We start from the raw sequence: 18875 nt of genomic DNA, 5'->3' as shown, positions 1-18875 counted from the left end.
ACGGGCATCGTCTCGCGTGGCGGATCTATCATGGCGCAGTGGTGCATGTTTCATAATAAAGAGAGCTTTTTATATACTCATTTTGAAGATATCTGCGAGATTATGAAGCAGTACGATGTGGCGTTTAGTCTAGGCGACGGCTTACGTCCAGGCTGCTTGCAAGACGCCAATGACGAAGCACAATTTGGTGAGCTGCGTACCCTTGGTGAGTTGACCCAATTGGCGTGGAAGCATGACGTACAGGTCATGGTAGAAGGGCCAGGGCACGTAGCCATGAACCGTATTAAAGAAAATATGGATTTGCAGCTTGAGCTGTGTGCTGACGCACCTTTTTATACATTAGGGCCTTTAACGACTGACATTGCACCGGGCTATGACCATATCACTAGTGCCATTGGGGCGGCGATGATTGGTTGGTTTGGCACTGCTATGCTCTGCTATGTCACGCCAAAAGAGCATTTGGGTCTACCCAATAAAAAGGATGTTAAAGACGGTATCATCACTTATAAAATTGCGGCTCATGCTGCTGACCTAGCTAAAGGTCATCCAGGTGCGCAATCTCGTGACAATGCGTTATCTAAAGCCCGTTTCGAATTCCGTTGGGACGATCAATTTAATCTGGCGCTCGACCCAGATACGGCACGTGAGTTCCATGACGAAACGTTGCCAAAAGACGCGCACAAAGTTGCCCACTTCTGCTCTATGTGTGGCCCTAAGTTTTGCTCAATGAAAATCACTCAAAACGTGCGGGATTATGCGGCGGGGCTGAATAAAGATGCCATTAACCAAAAAGTTATTTCATAAATAGATGACTTAATGGATATGAATCATTTGATTGAGGTGATAAATATACTAGCGAAGGATGTCAGTTATATAGAGAGATGTAGGCAACCTATATAGCAGCGCATCAAAAAAGCTCAAACCTGACAATCAGGTTCGAGCTTTTTTTAAAATAACTCTTAACATCTTTAAAAACTAAATACTCAATTCAGTGGATATTTTTTCTCAATTTTTCGAATTTCATCAATACCTCCAGATTCTAGCTTGGAAACAATGTAAAACTCTTTGTCACTGCCAAAATTATCTAGGGCATTATTGAGTCCTTTTATGTACTCATAAAACTCTGCGTAAGAATAAACTTCCTCATTATAGCGAATATCAGGTTTATCTATATAGAGGTATGCAGAACCTTCGCACTGTGTTACTTCACCTTTGATATTTGTCTCAGCCTCATAGGAGCTTGATGTCAATATTTTGTTGCTGTTGTAACTCATACATACTTTCTGTCCGCCTCTATTCATTGTTTCAAACTTATAACTATCCAGTTTTTGATTTAAGTTGGACTTCAGTTCTGAAAAATCTGTCTCATTTGCTGAAGCATCCAAATTACCCAAAACAACATCTACTTCTGTCAGAGAACTCAGCATAACTTTGTCGTTAGTGCCTCCCATCGCACTGAGTAAACCAATATGGTGAATACCTTTGCGAGATAGTTCATCAATAATTTGCTGTACTGAGCTTGTAGTGCCAAGGACGTCATCACTATAAGCCACGCCAATCCATGCCATTGTCTTCCCCCACGCTATTTCTTGAGTGAGATAGGGTTCAATAGTTACACCCAGAGCTTTCAAAGCCTTACTTTTATCCTCAGGTAAGTTGGCTGCCAGTACTGCCGTATCCTCTTTACAAAAAGTATTGTTGTTCAAATGATTGATAAAATTTGATAAATCCTGAGACTGCATTGATAGCTCTTGCTCACCAAGCGTTAACGCTCGAGAACACGTATAGCGAAGAAACTCAGCTTCACGTTTACCTTTATAGAGCTTGTAGCTATTACTACTGGTGTCTACAAGATTTCCAGATAGCATGTTGAAAATATCAGGTAGACTTGGGTTTTTATCTTGTAGCAAATCTTCAAAAGAGGCCATGGTAGCAAGATTGCCTTTGTTGACAGTCACATAGCTATCGCTTTCAGGGTAAAAAATCCTAGTAGTTTCAATACTGTCAGCATTATATAGGTTTCCAAGGTGAGTCCCAGAAATTGGCAAAACCTTATACATTTTCCCAGTTTCGTTATTTAACCTAGCAGGTGCGCGAATGTACTGATCGACGTCCTCGCCTTCTTCAGCCGCCATTTCGTTAGAAAAGGTGACATCTGGCACCTGTGGTTCAATCTTATCTGGTTTAGTAGTTGGTATGACTGGCGTCTCTGGCGTACCACCACTATTTTTATTACCGCCATCACTACCACCACCGCAGCCATAAAGTGCCAACATAGAAGCCAAAGCCAAACTTAGATAGCGTTTATTCATCAATACATATCCATTTAGGTTAACGGTAGATCAATATAGAAGTGAACTTAATTTCTCTAATAATAAATTGAAAACGATACTAAATCAATACAAATAAACAAAAAAATCCCAACAGATATTTTATCTGTTGGGATTTTGGTGAGTACAAATTATAGCTTTTAAACTCTATTTGTTGAAATACAGTTGTTAAACTTTCGACGCCTCATAGATTTCTTTGATAGAGGTATTGATGGTGTCAGCAAACTCATCATCACTTTGCTGCTTACTCAGCCCTTCAGTAAAGGCCCGTGAAAAGCTAGCAATCATACCCGGGTTTTGCTTGAGCTTAGCACAAGCATCGCCACGGCTGTAGCCGCCCGATAACGCCACGACTTTTAATACTTTTGGATGATCAATCAGCTCTTGGTAAAAACCCGCTTCTTCTGGCAAAGTCAGTTTTAGCATGACTTGCTGGTCGTCAGTCAAACGATCCAGATTGTGCAAAATGCTGGTCTTTAGTATGACTTCACATTCATGTTTTTTGCTACTGTTGATATCGACTTCAGGCTCTACGATTGGCATCAGGCCTTTTGAGAGTATCTGTTTTGCCACATCGAATTGCTGTTGCACGACCAGCTCAATGCCATCGACATTCGGCTCATAAATTACTGAGCGCATTTTGGTACCAAATACTGGATAGTTTTTGGCTTTATCGAGTAGCAAATCTAAATTTGGCATCGGACGCATCACTTGGACGCCATTCATTTGCTCAGCCAAACCCTTATCCACTTTTAAAAATGGCACAATATTTTTATCTTCCCATAGATAATTGGCCGTCGGTTTGCCATTGACCTCACGTTCCATAGTATCTTCGAACAAAATCGCCCCAAGCACACGCTCATTATCAAAAGCCTCACAAGTCATGATACGCGCACGCATCTCATGCACTTGGTCGAACATGGCTTCATCGTTGTCATAATCATCGCCTGTGACACCATAATTCTCTAACGCTTTTGGCGTGCTGCCGCCACTCTGGTCGAGGGCAGCGATAAATCCCGAACCATTTTTAATACGTTGTAGCTGTTTGTTATATTGGTTTTGATATTCCATTGAGAGTGCGTCCTATTGTTATTGGTTGAGTTCAAGTGTCACAAAGTAAATCGCTTTTTATTGGCTTATATCAGCCTTACTGTTTGTAGACAACCTTATCATAGGACGCTCTTTGTGCCTATATCTGATAAGTTAACGCTTTTATAAAATAATAAATATAGTCATAAATGCAGACGAAATCCTATGCCAAAAATAGCACTGCCACACAGCAAATGGCTAATAATAAACCCAATACATTAATACGGTTAAGCGACTCCTTAAACACACCAACCCCTATCAAGGTTGCCACTGCAATGACACCGACATTCATACCGGTAAAGACGATGCTAGGCGACTCGGACAATAATTGATGCGCACGTACATAAGCATAGATATTGCCCATATTGAGCGCACCTAATAACAATCCTGCTGCGAGCGCATTCCCCTGCCAGCGCACCCGCGTAATCAGCAAATAAATAAACAGCAATAATCCTGCTAAACCAAAACTGACAAATAACGTAAGAGGAAAAGCAGTGCCCTGCTTGGCAACTTGCTTGAACAAGATATCAATAATGCCATAGCCTGCCCAGACGCCAAACAACCATACCGGTGTATGCTTCGCTTGTCTGCTAATCTGACCCTGCTGTGGACGATAAATCAACGCTCCGAGTGCTAGAAAGCCTAATAACAGTCCAAATATTCGCGTGCTGGTCAGTACTTCACCAAACAATAAGAAAGCCGCGACGATAGGAATAATCAACGATAGCCGCTGAGCCGCATCGGTTGCTACCATTCCCACAGATTCAATCGCCCTTCCAAGGACAATAAACACGGCGGGAAGCAGGATACCAAGCGCGATAATAATGCCCCATGCACTGCCAAGCGTACCGAGTCCACTGACGTCTGGCTTCAATAAAAACCACGTCAGCAGAAAAGCCACCGGATAGCCTGCGACGATGGTTTGCCGTATGTCTATATTTTTCTGTCGTAACACTTTTAGCAATACTGAAACGGCGACACTACAAAGCACCGCTATCGTCAAATATATCATGAGCTATTACCTTGTTAAACTGCCGCTTTACGGGGGTATTATTCGCTCATCATTCATATACTGAAGACAAAGCGCGAACTGCCAATGAGGATAAAGCTATAGAATGTAACAAAGTATTTCTTACACAGCAATCTATTTATTGGCTTTTATTCGACTGCTGACAAGTAGCTCTTTAGCCTTCAATTTACAATTAGCATGCAGGTCTGATTGGGAAGTTTGCTAAAATAGTACTCAATCCTAATAACAAAAGTAAAGATTCAAAATAACGAGTAATGTCGTTGATTTTGGCGTACTGCTATTGATGTTTTATGACTGCCTATGAATGCTCTATTTCGATTTTTTGAAACTCGCCTCCCTGCCTTTCCTGAAACCCCTATGCCGCTACCTTCACCCCGTGATGGCATGCTAAAGTTCTTGTGGGCGTGTACCAACGGTTTACGTGGCTGGCTATTGATATTTATGATTTTGTCTGCGGGCATTGGCATCTATGAAGCGATGCTATTTGCTTGGATTGGGAATATCGTTGACTGGCTAGGCGTCTATACACCGCAGAATCTGTGGTTAGAAAAAGGCGATATGCTACTGCTCATGCTAGCCGTCATGATCATGAGTCCATTATGGATTGCATTGTCATCATTCATCCATTTTCAGACCTTGCAAGGGGTATTCCCTATGCAAATGCGCTGGCGCTTTCACCAGCGAATGCTTGGGCAATCGATGCAATTTTATCAAGATGAATTCTCTGGACGTGTCTCAGCCAAAGTAATGCAAACCGCACTGGCCGTACGTGATACAGTCATGACCGTCACCGACATGTTTATGTATGTCACCGTTTATTTTATTACGTCAGGTGTCATTTTATTTAATCTGGACAGCCTATTATTAATCCCGTTCATTGTTTGGCTAGTCTTGGTTGCGCTGACCATTTGGTACTTTATCCCTAAGCTCAAACAAACTGCCATTGTGCAAGCAGATGCCCGTGCCTTGATGACTGGCCGCATTACCGATGCTTATGCCAATATCATGACCGTCAAGCTGTTTAGCCATTCACGCCGTGAGCTGAGTTATGCCAAAAACGCCATGGGGCAATTTTTAGGTACCGTCCATGCACAGATGCGCTGGGTCAGTTATTTAGAAGTATCAACCCATCTAATCAGTGTGATTTTGGTTAGTGGCACTGCGGCTATTGGCTTATATTTATGGCAACAAGGCGCGGTCGGTGTCGGTGCGATTGCTGCCGCGACAGCCATGGCACTACGTTTGAACGGTTTGACTCGTTGGATCATGTGGCAAACTGCCAGTCTATTTGAAAGTATCGGAACCGTACAAGATGGCATGCGTACCTTATCAGCGCCGCAAAAAATCATTGATAAGCCCAACGCACCCGCTTTGAAAGTCACCGAAGGTCGTATCGTTTTTGATCATGTTGATTTCAGTTATGAGAATGATAGCGACGCTGTTGAAGGCGATAGCTTAGATACAGTGAAAACATCAGCAACGCCTACTACGAAGACTAAACTGCTCGATAACTTTTATTTGGACATTAAACCTGGCGAAAAGATAGGCTTGGTTGGGCGCTCAGGTGCCGGTAAATCTACCTTGGTTAATTTATTGTTACGCTTCTTTGATGTTGATAGCGGTAAAATCCTAATCGATGGACAAGCAATTGATGAAGTCACCCAAGAGTCTTTGCGCCAACAGATAGGTATGGTGACGCAAGATACGTCTTTGCTACATCGGACAGTACGTGAAAATATCGCTTACGGTCGTCCTGATGCAACCGACGAAGAAATTATTACGGCTGCTAAACAAGCGCAAGCATGGGACTTTATCAAAGACTTATATGATGATAAAGGCAATACAGGGCTTGATACCCAAGTCGGTGAGCGCGGCGTCAAACTCTCTGGCGGTCAACGTCAGCGTATCGCCATCTCACGTGTTATGCTAAAAAATGCGCCCATCTTACTATTGGACGAAGCGACCAGCGCCCTTGACTCTGAGATTGAATTTGCCATTACCGAAAGCCTGAATGACATCATGACAGGTAAAACGGTCATTGCGATTGCTCATCGTCTCTCCACCATTGCCGCACTTGATCGATTGGTGGTCATGGATAAAGGTCAAATTATCGAACAAGGCAGCCATGATGAGTTGTTAAATCTACACGGTGTTTATGCTCGCTTGTGGCATCGACAAAGTGGTGGTTTTTTAGGTGAAGACAGCTAAGTACAACCCTTAATTTTCATTAAAAATCAGACACAAGGAGGTGTGTACATTATGAAAGCATTTGCAAAAAATATTAATATTAGTGGAAAACAAGCGCGCTACTATAATCTTAGCGAGCTTACGCCATCAATACAGTCAAGTACTGCCTCTCGCGTGCCAACACACTTTTATGGTGGCAATAGTTTTACCGTTGGTACTTATAGTCCCTTATTAAATGCGCTGGCAACTGACTTCAAAATCAGCTCGCTTGCGCTTCGTGGCTATTGGTATGACAAGCCGCAGCGCCGTCGTCTTACGCGCGAGCAGGATGCTGAGATACTTATTGAATTTTTAGAAAAAACGCAAGACAAACCCATCGTTGGTATTGGTCATTCGCAAGGAGCCACTGCCACTGCCATCGCTGCAGCCCAGCGCCCAGATCTGTTTTCACAGCTATATTTAATAGAGCCTGTGACGTTTACTAAACCACAAGCCCGACTCTATAATCTATTGCCGCGTAAGCTTCTGCTCAGTCGCGAACCGTTTAAAAGCACCCTCACCAAACAATCTACTTGGGCAAGCATCGATGATTATTATGAGAACTTACGCGCTCAACGTGCTTATAGGCGCATGAGTGATGCGCATTTGCGGGTATTTGCAGAGCAAAGTTTATCCAAAGATATCAATGGCAGTTACACGCTGATATTTGCCCCTGAACAAGAGCTCGCCAACTATTTCGGCGCGCCGCATATCGATACCGCCCTCAAGCAATTGAGCTGTCCTTATACACTTATCACTGGCAAGCCGACGTTGTTTATCAACCATAAAGTGCGACAACAATGGCAAAAATTCGTCCCTGATGACAGCATCATATCTTTGTTAGATTATGGTCATCTACTGCCGATGGAAGCACCTGAATTATGTGCTCAAGTTATCAATGAGCATTATCATAGTCATAAATAAGCTGAGCCGTCTAAGTGATGACTGACCTTTTTGCGCCTACACCGACTGATAACCTATTGCCTTACGATGGTCAGGTCAATGACTTAGGGGTAGTTATTAATGATGCTAACGCTCTGTATGAGAATTTACTAAATGAGCTACCTTGGCAGTCTGACATCGTGACGTTGTTTGGTAAAACACATGTTACCACTCGCCAAATCGTCTGGATGGGTGACAACGATGTCAGTTATCATTACTCTGGACAGACGCGTCGAGCCATTCCATGGACAAAGCAGATGTTGCACGTAAAACGACATATTGAACAGCAGTTATCAAGCATTGGTATCAACGTTGATTTTAATTCTTGCTTACTTAACCACTATCCCTCTGGTGCTGATGGCATGGGCTATCATGCCGACGATGAAAAAGAGCTGGGCGCGCAGCCGATTATCGCTTCTTTATCGCTCGGTGCTAGGCGAAAATTTGTTTTTAAGCATAAAACTATTAGACAAGAGAATAAGCCCATCAAAGTTGAGCTATATCTTGAGTCCGGTCAGCTTATCGTTATGCATGGCTATACGCAGGATTTTTGGAAGCATACTATTGCGAAAACTAAAACTGTGAAATCAGGTCGCATCAGCCTCACATTTCGAAAAGTGCTACCGCATTAAATTAATGTAACTTAATATAAGCTAGAGCGCGTCCTCGTTTTGAAAATGGTGATAAAAATGAGATAAACGGTAGCCAAACAAGGAAAATAGCGCAAATAATATCGGGATATTAATCAGCTATTTGATGCAGTCTAGAAAGATTTAACCACTTTTAGCCCATTTAGTCGCATGCCTTCAGATTGAAGACACGTCCTAGCTCACTTTTAAAACGATCTTGCCAAAAGCAGCACCTTTTTGCAGCTCATGATGAGCCGCGACCACTTCAGACAATGGATAGGTTTGCTGAATACGTAGCGTTAGCTTGCCATCAGCAACAAGCTGTAAAACTCGTGCCATATCTTTACCACTACGCTGCGCCTTATAACCCGCTACCTTTAACTGTTTCTGGCTACCTGCCTCTTTGAGTTTATCCACCCAAATCGTTGGTAATACATTGACGCGACCACCAGATTTGAGCACGCTAAGCGCTCGCACGCCTGCTTCATTACCGACCAAATCCAGTAGCACATCTGCCTGTAACTCAGGGAATTCATCGTCTTTGGTATAATCAATCCAACCTGTAAGCTGATTGGTATCTATTATTTCATCAAGCTTGGCATATTTTTCTGGTGAGCAAATAACAGTCACCTTGATATTGTTTTTAGCCACTTTATCCATGAGCAGCTGGATCAACAAGTGACCCACGCCGCCCGCTGGCGCGTTTATCACCACATGCTCACCATCTTGAATATCTGCAAACTCTACAAACTGTATCGCCGTCTGTCCAATACAAGGCAGCGCACCTGCTTGCTGTAACGTGACAGAATCCGGTACTTTTGCCAGCATGTCAGCATCGACTGCTACATACTCTGCATAACAGCCACCATGAAAAGTCAGGGCAGCGACCTGTGTACCGATAGTAAACTGCTCACTACGACTATCGACCACAGTGCCTGACATATCAAAGCCCAAAATTGCAGGCTCATTTTTATCAAACTTGTTTTTTTGTATGGCATCAGCGCCCCAGCCTTTGCCTTGACGCGTTTTGTAATCGACAGGATTGATACCCGCGTAAGCAACTTTGACCAATACCTGGTTATCTGTTAACACAGGAATGGCCACATCCTCTTGATAGCTCATCACTTCAGGTTCGCCAAACTCACGTATGAGTACGGCATGTTGGGTAGTTGGTAGCGGGTTATGAGAAAGAGTAGACATCGTTATATATCCTTATAGGTATCTATTGCTTTATTTTTGCATTCAATTTTATTTTTAGTGAATAACTTAAGCTTATCTAATAATCATTTATAAATGTGCCAATTCCGCACTGAGTGGCAGATGATCAGACAGTGTCGACCATGGTTTGCCCGTATGCACCCAAGCATTTTTCACTCTTAGATTACGCACATAAATACGATCTAAGCTCAGCACAGGAAGCTTGGCTGGAAAAGTTGGCAGCAGTTTACCATGACAATGCTTGAAAGCTTCGGTCATACCCAAGCTAGTAGCCAGCTTATCACAAGACATTTTTTTCCAATCATTAAAATCTCCTGCCAAAATCAGTGGTTGATCAGGTGCAATCTCATTGCGAACATAGTTGGCAATGGCTTCATATTGCTTGATGCGATCACGCTCAAACAAATTTAGGTGTGCACACAGTACAACCACTGGTACATCCCATCCAACTGGTTGTACTTCGCAGTGCAAGACGCCGCGCTGCTCAAGCTTATTAACGGTGATATTGACGTTATGCTTAGGATCCAATGGAAAACGGCTCAATACCGCATTGCCATGATGACCGTTTTCATACTCTGAGTTTTTACCATAGCTATTTTGCAGCTGTAAATACTCACCAAACCATTCATGTTGCGATTGGTCAGGATATTCGTTGTACTGCATATTGCGCTTAAGATTCTGACCTTGCACTTCTTGGAGACATAGTACATCAGAGCCAATGATATCAAGGGCTTGGGCGATACCTTGTATTTTAACTTGGCGATTCATCGGCGACATGCCTTTATGAATGTTATAGCTGGTTAGCACAAAAGAGGTTGTGGTAGTCATAAAATTAGTCATCATACTTAAAATAAATGGAACATTGATTATCTCGCCACACTGATTGCAAGTGACGCCTAAATACTGATTTTTGAGAAGCTGATAGCGCTGATTGCTGTAGTAATTTTTCATCAATCTTGTAGTCACCACCGTAATAACCAGTAGCATCAACTGGCTGGTCTGTCTTGGCGTTACAAATTGCAGAGTTACCACGTACAGCAAATTTTTGCTGCCCTTCGTACATGACTACTTTCATCTCATCATAACTTACGTCACCACGACAACCGAGATAATAAGGCACACTCACTTCGACAATACCGTTATTATTAATATCAGTCACTACGGCGGTGTTTTTAGCGAATTCTGCGATTACATCTAACCCATCGCAGGGTACATAATCATATATTTGCCATACTCGTAAAGCCTCTTGTTCATCTATAACATATAAATGCGTGAAGACCTCTCCTGCTGGCTCGTCAGGGCTATTGGTTGAATTGAAACGCTGTAATTGAACCAAATACTGTTCTCCTACTGTGCCAATCCAAGAACGAATAGCAACAATATCTTTGGTCTTTAGCCTCATTTTATTTTTTTTAGAGTCTATTTGATAATAGTTTTGAATAGAAGGCGGCAATTGACCCCATGATAGATGGCTCACAGATATATTATTCACATCTGTCTCTGCCATACTGAGACTGGAGCTAAAGGCCATCATTGCTGTGACGCTAAATAGCATGAGAGTATTTGGTATGTTATTTCGCATCATTTAACAATCTACGGCAATCAAGCATATGTTTTAGGTAAAGGCTTAATATATCATCAATGTAAAAAGAGCATTGATTCTTATCGAACCAATGCTCCCATATTATACCTATCTTCTATCAATGGCGAATTCGCAAAGGATTGTCATCAATAAGCACTATCTAGCAATTAATAGCGTGTCACCAAAGCAATTGGTTGATCTTCACCCATAATATCTTGTGGCATAAATACTGCTTCGCCACCATTATGAATGACATGCTCAATGATTTCGCCAATGGCATCATCAGTAACGCCTTCTGAAGCCGCATCATCTGCGAGACTCAAAGTCTGTGCCTTTTCATCAATTTTGGCCGATTGTATATAACCACGACGGACATAAAGCGTCTCACCTGCACCTTGGAAGGCACTGCGGTAGACTTCTTGTAGATCTGTTTGCAACATATTGGCACCGCGTGCTTTATCAATCTCACCCATGGCAGCTAGATGAAGTGATGTACGATAGCCTTCCACCGCCTCTTGCACACTATTGATAATATGCTGAGCACTACCATCTTCTAGATTGGTCGCATTTGACACTGTGGCAATGATGTTGTCTGGACGATCACAAACTTCTTTATAGTAGCCGATATTTTTAGCATCGCCAACGACAACCAAAGGCATTTTATGCTCACCCCACAGCTCTTGTACGCTTTTATCCACTTGATTAAAAAACTCTTTTAAATAGCTGCTTTCATTATTAGATGAGCGATCTGAGCCACCGTCGCCTGTCGTATATAGACCATTGTTTTCAATAGGAAATGGAATATTATCCATATTTTTTTGCAGGTCGTCGTCCTTATCGAACTCTCTCACTACGCGATCATTAGACGCTTCAATCAAGCGGGCATTATCACGAGTGAGCACCAAGGTGTAATAATGGACCGCGCTTGCCATATCACGCACCAAATCTCGAGTCGCAAAACGATGTGAAATCACCACACGCTCCGTGGTGTCAATCGGCATACGGATAACTTGAACATCCTCAGTACTAGCAAAAATAGCTAAGGTATCAAGATTTAAGTTGTGATTTAGCTCTTTGGTTTTATCATGAATCTTATCGAGTATGGTAGTCGCTGTGCGCTTATCGTATTCGTTGGTTAAGCGTTCTTCAGCCACTTTTAATTGGTTCTTCAGGGCAATGGGATCTTGATCATTAGCAGGATGCTCGCGATGAGTCTTAACAAAGATACTAACCGCAGGGTTGGCTTTGGTTTCACGTAAACTTTTGAGAGTCGCTTTCATTTATTGCTCCTTGTTTTATTATCATTTACTTTTAACATTGTGATTTTTGCTATGAGTCAACTGATTAATAGTTTTTGCTATCAGTAGTACTTAATCTTTTTATTCCGTTGCCTTGATGCTAGCAGTCAAACCTCACTCGCTGTAGGGTTAATTTGCAAGCAAATGATAGCGCTTTGTAAGTAGAACACTCTGTATTGTTCTAAAAGTCTGGCTGATCGACTTTAAAGCCGTTTAATATTCACTATCCTCTCGATTCACTTTTTATATAGTCAATGATTAGGTTGTATTTTCGTCAAACGAACCCATCTTTTATATAGCTTATCGATAAGACAGCAAAAAAAGAAAAATAACACAAAGCTAATAACGTTCTAGATGTCACGGCAAGCCAATCTCTTATATAAAACGACGTTTACCCAATAATCATTCATTCACTACGATCAGATATCGGATACTTTTATGAAAACCCTTCCTGCAGATTTACGCCTTGTCGATTTTGACAACGTTTCGCCAAGTACATTACAAAGCCATGTCATCAGTGCCATTGATGCAGCCAATACATTTTTAGATGAGATGAGCGCAGATACTGATAGCCATAACAGCGCTGCTAATATCAGTGCTGAGCAAGCGCTGGCTGATATTATGACTTTTGATCATATTAATCTGGCATTGGATCGCAGTTGGGGCATTTTATCGCACCTGAATAGCGTCATGAGCAATGATGACATTCGTCATGTCCATCATGAACTGCTACCCACACTATCGGCTTATGGCACACGTGTGGGACAGCATCAGCCGCTATTTAATCGTTATCAAACTATCGTCAATGACACAGCATTTTTTGCGGCGCTTGAGCCTGCACGAGCGCGGGCTATTGAGCTTGCGCTACGCAGTTTTGAGCTGTCAGGTGTCGCATTACCAAAAGATAAACAGGAAAAGTTTGCGGCTATTCAAAGTGAGCTTTCCACCTTATCAGCGACCTTTTCAGACAATGTATTAGACGCCACCCAAGCTTATGCCTTACCGCTGCAGCAAGAGCAATTGACAGGTCTAACCGAAAGTGGACTGGCCCTACTCGCAGATGCTGGCGAACAGTATAAAGCGCGCGCGCTTACCAACGGTACGCTCACGCAAGTAGAAGTCGATGCGTTACCAAGTCCTTATTACGTGGCAAGCTTAAATATCCCTGTTTATCTTGCCATCATGACCCATGCGGATGACCGTGAACTGCGCGAGACCCTATACCGCGCTTATGTCACCCGTGCTTCTGAGTTTGATGCGCATACCAATGCCAAAGGTGAGTCGCTAAACAACGCCAATATCATGGGTCAAATCCTGCAATTACGTGAGCAAAAAGCCAAGCTATTAGGTTTTGACAATTATGCAGAAGTCTCATTATCGACTAAAATGGCAGATAACGTGGCAGAAGTAGAAACCTTTTTACGGAGTTTGGCCACGCAAGCAACTCCAGCGGCTAAGCAAGACTTAGCTCAGTTGCAAAAGTATGCGCAGGATTATGATATTAAGGAGTTACAAGCGTGGGACAGTGCTTATATCGCTGAAAAAGTCAAACAAAGCGAGTTCAGCTTATCGCAAGAAGAGATTCGCCCGTACTTTCCCTTACCAAAAGTAATTAGCGGATTATTTGCCATCGTTGAGCGTTTGTACGGTATCAAAGTCCAAGAGCAAAGTGAATCCGTATCACGCTGGCACGACGATGTCAGCTTTTATCGGTTGTTTGATGCTGATGATAACGTGCTTGGTGGCTTTTACTTTGACTTATTTGCTCGTAGTGGTAAACGCGGCGGCGCTTGGATGAGTGGTTTTCAGTCACGTTATACTTACAGTGAAAAAAATCATCAGCAGCTACCGGTTTGCTTTATGGTGGGCAACTTTACCCCTGCCCTCGATGGCAAGCCAAGCTTATTGACGCATGATGAAGTATTGACTCTATTCCATGAGTTTGGTCACGGCCTACATCACCTGTTGACCAAAGTGACGGTCGGTGATGTCGCTGGTGTCAATGGCGTTGAGTGGGATGCGGTCGAGCTACCCAGTCAATTTATGGAAAACTGGGCGTGGGATGCCGAAGGTATTGCGCTGATTAGTAGCCACGTCGAAACCGGTGCGCCCTTGTCTAAAGACAAACTTGCAGCGTTATTGGCGGTGAAGAATTTCCAAAGCGGCATGCAAACCCTACGTCAAATCGAATTCGCACTGTTTGACTTATTGATTCATGCGCATACGCCAGCGCTAGATTATGACGGTATATTAGCCACGCTAAATACCGTTCGAGACGACATTGCTATCATGCAGACACCTGACTACAACCGTTTTGCCAACGGCTTTAGTCATATCTTTGCAGGCGGCTATGCAGCAGGTTATTACTCGTATAAATGGGCAGAATTGCTATCGGCAGATGCCTTTAGCAAGTTTGAAGAAGAAGGTATTTTTAACCCTGTCACTGGTAAAGCCTTCTGTGAGACTATCCTATCAGTCGGTGGTAGCTTCCCTGCCAAGACCAACTTTGAAAACTTCCGTGGTCGCAGTGCCAGTATCGATGCGTTGTTACGTCATAGCGGTTTTGCTGATACTAAAAAAGGCAGTGCTGCTGCTAATACGTCAACAACACATGGAATGATTTAAATGCGCTATCAATCAACGCGACCAAAGCGGCAGTTTTTATCCGGTGTTCGCTGCCCTAAGTGTCAAGCGATGGATGCGGTGGTACAAATCAACGTCGTCACTCCAGAACCTGATGAGTATATTGAATGCACATTATGTGGACATAGCGAACATCGCCCTGACCCTGATGCCATCAGTGCCAAAAACCATGCTGAAGATCAGCTTATACGTGATGCTATGGCTACTGGTACCAGCGGCACAGTAAAATTCAAACCTTAAATATTAAGCGTTAAGTCTTAATAGCTACCAGCCTATCTAGCAATAGATAGGCTTTTTATTTTGAGTTTGCTATAGTATGGCTACTTATATTTCTAACATAAATCGACTATAGTATGAAAAGCCAAAAAATGCGTCCTCTGTCAACCAAATCACTGAAAAAAAAGCCCACTAAGTCACGCCAGAAATGGTGGTCAATTATTATATTAGCGGCATTATTGATTGGCTACTTGGTCTGGAAAAACAATTCGATAGACACTAATACTGCGCCTATCGAAAGTACACCGTCGACTACCGAACCAGATAGCGCTACTCAATTAGATGCTACGCCCTTAGGTAATAATGACAATAGTTCAAACAATAGTGACTTAACGTCAAATACTAATGAGACAACCACAGTCAATCAAATACCTAATGCTGATGCGATCTTAAATGCGGCTTTGCCAGAAACAGATGGCTTGGCGAAAGAAGAGATTGATCGCTTAGAAGACGAGCGTAAGCGCTTAGCCGAACAAGAAAAATTGGCTGCTGAACAACTGACGATGAACAAGCAATTAACTGATATGAAAGCAGAGCAAATAGCCCTACTTGAACAACAAATAGCGCAATTAGAAGCCGAGACAAACGGCGACAAACAGTAGCTCGTTATTTAGACTTTTATCAAGGGGCTGACAATGGCGACTTTGCAACTTACCCACGCCCCTATCTTAAATAGTAGCTCGCAGCTGCTTATTCTACCAGTCAATACTGCAGGGATTCTTTTAGACCCTGTTCTCACAAAAGCTAAAACTTTATTTGCTGATAATTATCAACGTTACTATTGCGCATGCCGCGATGGCAGTCTGAGTGTTGGCAGCTGCTTACTGCATAAACGCGCGCTTGAGCAAGCTGGTTTATATATCAGTAGTAATGGTAATCAGCCCAGTTATATCGCTAATCTTGTGGTATCAAATCATCCTTACCACCCCACACGGTCACAATGGTTGATTGCCGCGTTGAATGATTTATCTGAGCAGCTTATCCCGCTCATCCGTTATCAAGGTATTCGTAGAATTGCCCTCCTCGCACGCCCACTTATTCATAACCACTCACGAAATGAGACAGCTAACGTGTCTAACGCAGCCAATTTAGCAAACACAGGCTCACTTCCGTTAGACTGGCACGCTGATATCTTACCGTTACTCTTACAGCACCTACAAGATTTGCCAAAAATTCATATCGATATTCATATTCCTAAAGACTTTAATATAGACCAATCACTTTGATATAGGCCAGTTACTTTAATAAGATATTCTACTGCAAACAAGATTTTACACCCATAAAAAAACCGCCTTAAGCACTCATGACGAGAGACTTAAAGCGGTTTTTAGATGTTGACTACATTAGATATCGATTAGCTTTGCTCGATACCTTTCATAGTCAATTTAATACGACCACGGTTATCAACGTCTTGGACGAAGACTTTAACGATCTGACCTTCTTTTAGGTAGTCAGAAACATTTTCAACGCGCTCTTCAGCGATTTGTGAGATGTGTACCAAGCCATCAGTATTTGGCAAGACGTTAATAAACGCGCCAAAATCAACGATACGAGCAACCGTACCTTCATAAGTTTTGCCCACTTCAACTTCTGCCGTCAACGCTTCGATTCTACCGATAGCTGCTTTAGTTGCCGCTTTGTTTTCACCAAAGATACGAATCGTGCCGCCATCATCGATATCGATAACTGCGCCAGTCTCTTCGGTTAGCTGACGAATCATCGCGCCGCCTTTACCGATTACGTCACGGATTTTATCCGGATTGATTTCGATAACCGCATAGTTTGGTGCATGAGCGTTGATTTCAGTACGACTCTCAGGCAATACTTTATTCATCGCTTCTAAGATGTGGATACGACCAGCATGGGCTTGCTTAAGCGCTTGCTCCATGATGTCAGGCGTAATACCTTCGATCTTGATGTCCATCTGCAGCGCAGTAATACCGTCTTTAGAACCAGCAACTTTAAAATCCATATCGCCAAGATGATCTTCATCACCTAAGATATCTGACAAGACAGCGAAACGCTCACCTTCTTTAACCAGACCCATGGCGATACCAGCAACTGGTGCTTTTAGTGGAACACCAGCATCCATCAATGCCAAACTTGCACCACAAACAGACGCCATAGAAGATGAACCATTTGACTCAGTAATCTCTGATACCACACGGATAACATACGGGAAGCGTTCGCTATCCGGTAGCATCGCTTGTACACCGCGGCGAGCTAGACGACCATGACCAATTTCACGACGTTTTGGAATACCTTCACGACCTGTTTCACCAACTGAGAAATGTGGGAAGTTGTAATGCAGCATGAAATGGTCACGAATCGTGCCACCTAGTGAGTCAATCATGTTGACGTCACGGCTGTTACCAAGCGTGGTCGTAACCAATGCTTGCGTTTCACCGCGTGTGAACAATGCTGAACCATGCGTGTATGGCAATACACCAACTTGTACGTCAAGGGCACGAACAGTCTCAAGATCACGACCATCAATACGCGGCTTACCTGACAAGATATTGTCACGAACCGTACGATATTTAAGATCGTTATAAATTTCTTTAAGCTCAGATACGGTATCAGCATAAGTTTCTGACTCAGCATCACCAGCGAGCGTATCAATAATTGATTGCTTGATTTCATCAAGCTTAGTATAACGAGCTTGCTTATCAGTAATTGTATAAGCGTCAGCAACTTGCTCGCCAAACTGCTCTTTCATGCTGCTAGTAAGCGCTTGATCACGCTCAGGGGCAGTATACTGCTGCTTAGCAGTACCGATTTCTTCTGCCATTGAAGCAATGTTATCAATAACGATTTGCTGTTGCTGATGACCATATAGTACCGCGCCTAGCATCTGATCTTCTGACAACTCAGCGGCTTCTGACTCAACCATCAATACAGCAGATTTAGTACCGGCAACCACTAGGTCAAGGTCACTCTCTTTAAGCTGCTCAATCGTTGGGTTCAGGATGTACTCGCCGTTGATAAAGCCAACACGGGCAGCTGCGACTGGACCATTGAATGGTGCATCAGAGATAGCCAGTGCCGCTGATGCGCCGATTAAGGCTGCGATATCTGCAGACTGAGTCTTATCTGATGAAACAACCGTTGCCGTAATTTGAATTTCGTTAACATAACCTTCAGGGAATAGCGGACGAATCGGGCGGTCAATCAAGCGTGAGGTTAGGGTTTCGAACTCGCTTGCACGACCTTCACGTTTGCCATAGGCACCTGGGATTTTGCCCGCTGCATACATTTTTTCTTGATAGTTGACCGTTAGCGGAAAGAAGTTTTGACCTTCTTTAGCCTCTGACTTTACCACTGCTGCGACAAGTACTGTAACGCCGCCCATATGTACTAAGATAGAGTTTGCTTGACGAGCAATACGACCTGTCTCGATCACAACCTGTTGGTTGCCATACTGAAATTCACGCTTAATGGTGTTAAACATTGTCATATAATCTTCCTAATGTTGACTGACGAAAGTAATATCAGCATTATAAAAAGCTGATATTTTTCATTAAAATTCTGTGTATGTGACTACTAGTGTATATGACTAATAATTGACAGTCTTTCTCTCAGAAATCATCTCAACCAGTGCCAATAACATTA

The 18875-nt window shown here is 42.9% G+C and carries 16 protein-coding genes; 8 read left to right on the top strand and 8 right to left on the bottom strand.

Going from position 1 to position 18875, the window contains the following annotated elements; translation table 11 throughout:
• Positions 1 to 804, top strand: an 804-nt coding sequence (locus tag I3257_RS06035; RefSeq protein WP_238049121.1) for a phosphomethylpyrimidine synthase ThiC, incomplete at its 5' end; no start/stop codon positions are given.
• A gap of 179 nt (positions 805 to 983) precedes the next feature.
• On the opposite strand, the gene I3257_RS06030 is transcribed toward I3257_RS06035, so the two are convergent.
• From I3257_RS06030 to I3257_RS06020, 3 genes are all read right to left on the bottom strand, one after another.
• Positions 984 to 2312 (bottom strand): hypothetical protein, encoded by a 1329-nt coding sequence (locus I3257_RS06030; protein ID WP_201552340.1) that lies wholly within the window; start codon positions 2310 to 2312, stop codon positions 984 to 986.
• Positions 2313 to 2498: 186 nt separating this feature from the next.
• Positions 2499 to 3401, bottom strand: coding sequence for a fructose bisphosphate aldolase (locus I3257_RS06025; RefSeq protein WP_238049120.1), 903 nt, complete (start codon positions 3399 to 3401; stop codon positions 2499 to 2501).
• Positions 3402 to 3582: 181 nt separating this feature from the next.
• Complete coding sequence (locus tag I3257_RS06020) at positions 3583 to 4431, bottom strand: EamA/RhaT family transporter (protein ID WP_238049119.1); 849 nt, start codon at positions 4429 to 4431, stop codon at positions 3583 to 3585.
• Between the two features lie 318 nt (positions 4432 to 4749).
• Between I3257_RS06020 and I3257_RS06015 the strand changes: the two genes are divergently transcribed.
• The 3 genes from I3257_RS06015 to I3257_RS06005 are packed head-to-tail and all read left to right on the top strand — an operon-like array spanning position 4750 to position 8249.
• Positions 4750 to 6657 (top strand): ABC transporter ATP-binding protein, encoded by a 1908-nt coding sequence (locus I3257_RS06015; RefSeq protein ID WP_238049118.1) that lies wholly within the window; start codon positions 4750 to 4752, stop codon positions 6655 to 6657.
• 51 nt (positions 6658 to 6708) lie between these two features.
• Positions 6709 to 7599, top strand: a complete 891-nt coding sequence (locus I3257_RS06010) for an alpha/beta hydrolase (RefSeq protein WP_238049117.1) — start codon at positions 6709 to 6711, stop codon at positions 7597 to 7599.
• 17 nt (positions 7600 to 7616) lie between these two features.
• Positions 7617 to 8249, top strand: coding sequence for an alpha-ketoglutarate-dependent dioxygenase AlkB (locus tag I3257_RS06005; protein WP_238049116.1), 633 nt, complete (start codon positions 7617 to 7619; stop codon positions 8247 to 8249).
• 192 nt (positions 8250 to 8441) lie between these two features.
• Here the strand turns inward: I3257_RS06005 and I3257_RS06000 are convergent, their stop codons facing one another.
• The 4 genes from I3257_RS06000 to I3257_RS05985 form a co-directional block, all read right to left on the bottom strand.
• Positions 8442 to 9446 (bottom strand): NADP-dependent oxidoreductase, encoded by a 1005-nt coding sequence (locus I3257_RS06000; protein ID WP_238049115.1) that lies wholly within the window; start codon positions 9444 to 9446, stop codon positions 8442 to 8444.
• A gap of 87 nt (positions 9447 to 9533) precedes the next feature.
• Positions 9534 to 10292: an endonuclease/exonuclease/phosphatase family protein gene (locus tag I3257_RS05995; RefSeq protein ID WP_045443058.1), complete on the bottom strand. Its 759-nt coding sequence runs from the start codon at positions 10290 to 10292 to the stop codon at positions 9534 to 9536.
• A 4-nt stretch (positions 10293 to 10296) separates the two neighbouring features.
• Entirely contained in the window at positions 10297 to 11049 is a 753-nt protein-coding gene (locus tag I3257_RS05990; protein ID WP_238049114.1) for a hypothetical protein, read from the bottom strand.
• A gap of 164 nt (positions 11050 to 11213) precedes the next feature.
• Positions 11214 to 12326, bottom strand: a complete 1113-nt coding sequence (locus I3257_RS05985) for a hypothetical protein (RefSeq protein WP_238049113.1) — start codon at positions 12324 to 12326, stop codon at positions 11214 to 11216.
• Positions 12327 to 12782: 456 nt separating this feature from the next.
• Between I3257_RS05985 and I3257_RS05980 the strand changes: the two genes are divergently transcribed.
• The 4 genes from I3257_RS05980 (at position 12783) to I3257_RS05965 (ending at position 16489) form a co-directional block, all read left to right on the top strand.
• Positions 12783 to 14969: a M3 family metallopeptidase gene (locus tag I3257_RS05980; protein WP_238049112.1), complete on the top strand. Its 2187-nt coding sequence runs from the start codon at positions 12783 to 12785 to the stop codon at positions 14967 to 14969.
• Positions 14970 to 15227, top strand: a complete 258-nt coding sequence (locus I3257_RS05975; protein WP_055123691.1) for a YheV family putative metal-binding protein — start codon at positions 14970 to 14972, stop codon at positions 15225 to 15227.
• A gap of 113 nt (positions 15228 to 15340) precedes the next feature.
• Positions 15341 to 15865: a hypothetical protein gene (locus I3257_RS05970; protein ID WP_238049111.1), complete on the top strand. Its 525-nt coding sequence runs from the start codon at positions 15341 to 15343 to the stop codon at positions 15863 to 15865.
• Between the two features lie 33 nt (positions 15866 to 15898).
• Entirely contained in the window at positions 15899 to 16489 is a 591-nt protein-coding gene (locus I3257_RS05965; protein WP_238049110.1) for a hypothetical protein, read from the top strand.
• Positions 16490 to 16617: 128 nt separating this feature from the next.
• Here the strand turns inward: I3257_RS05965 and pnp are convergent, their stop codons facing one another.
• Complete coding sequence (gene pnp, locus I3257_RS05960) at positions 16618 to 18720, bottom strand: polyribonucleotide nucleotidyltransferase (RefSeq protein ID WP_238049109.1); 2103 nt, start codon at positions 18718 to 18720, stop codon at positions 16618 to 16620.
• Between the last annotated feature and the right edge of the window lie 155 nt (positions 18721 to 18875).

Origin of the sequence: Psychrobacter sp. Ps7, assembly GCF_022129225.1 — a bacterium.
Lineage (GTDB): Bacteria > Pseudomonadota > Gammaproteobacteria > Pseudomonadales > Moraxellaceae > Psychrobacter > Psychrobacter immobilis_A.
This window is presented reverse-complemented; position numbering and strand designations above follow the sequence as displayed.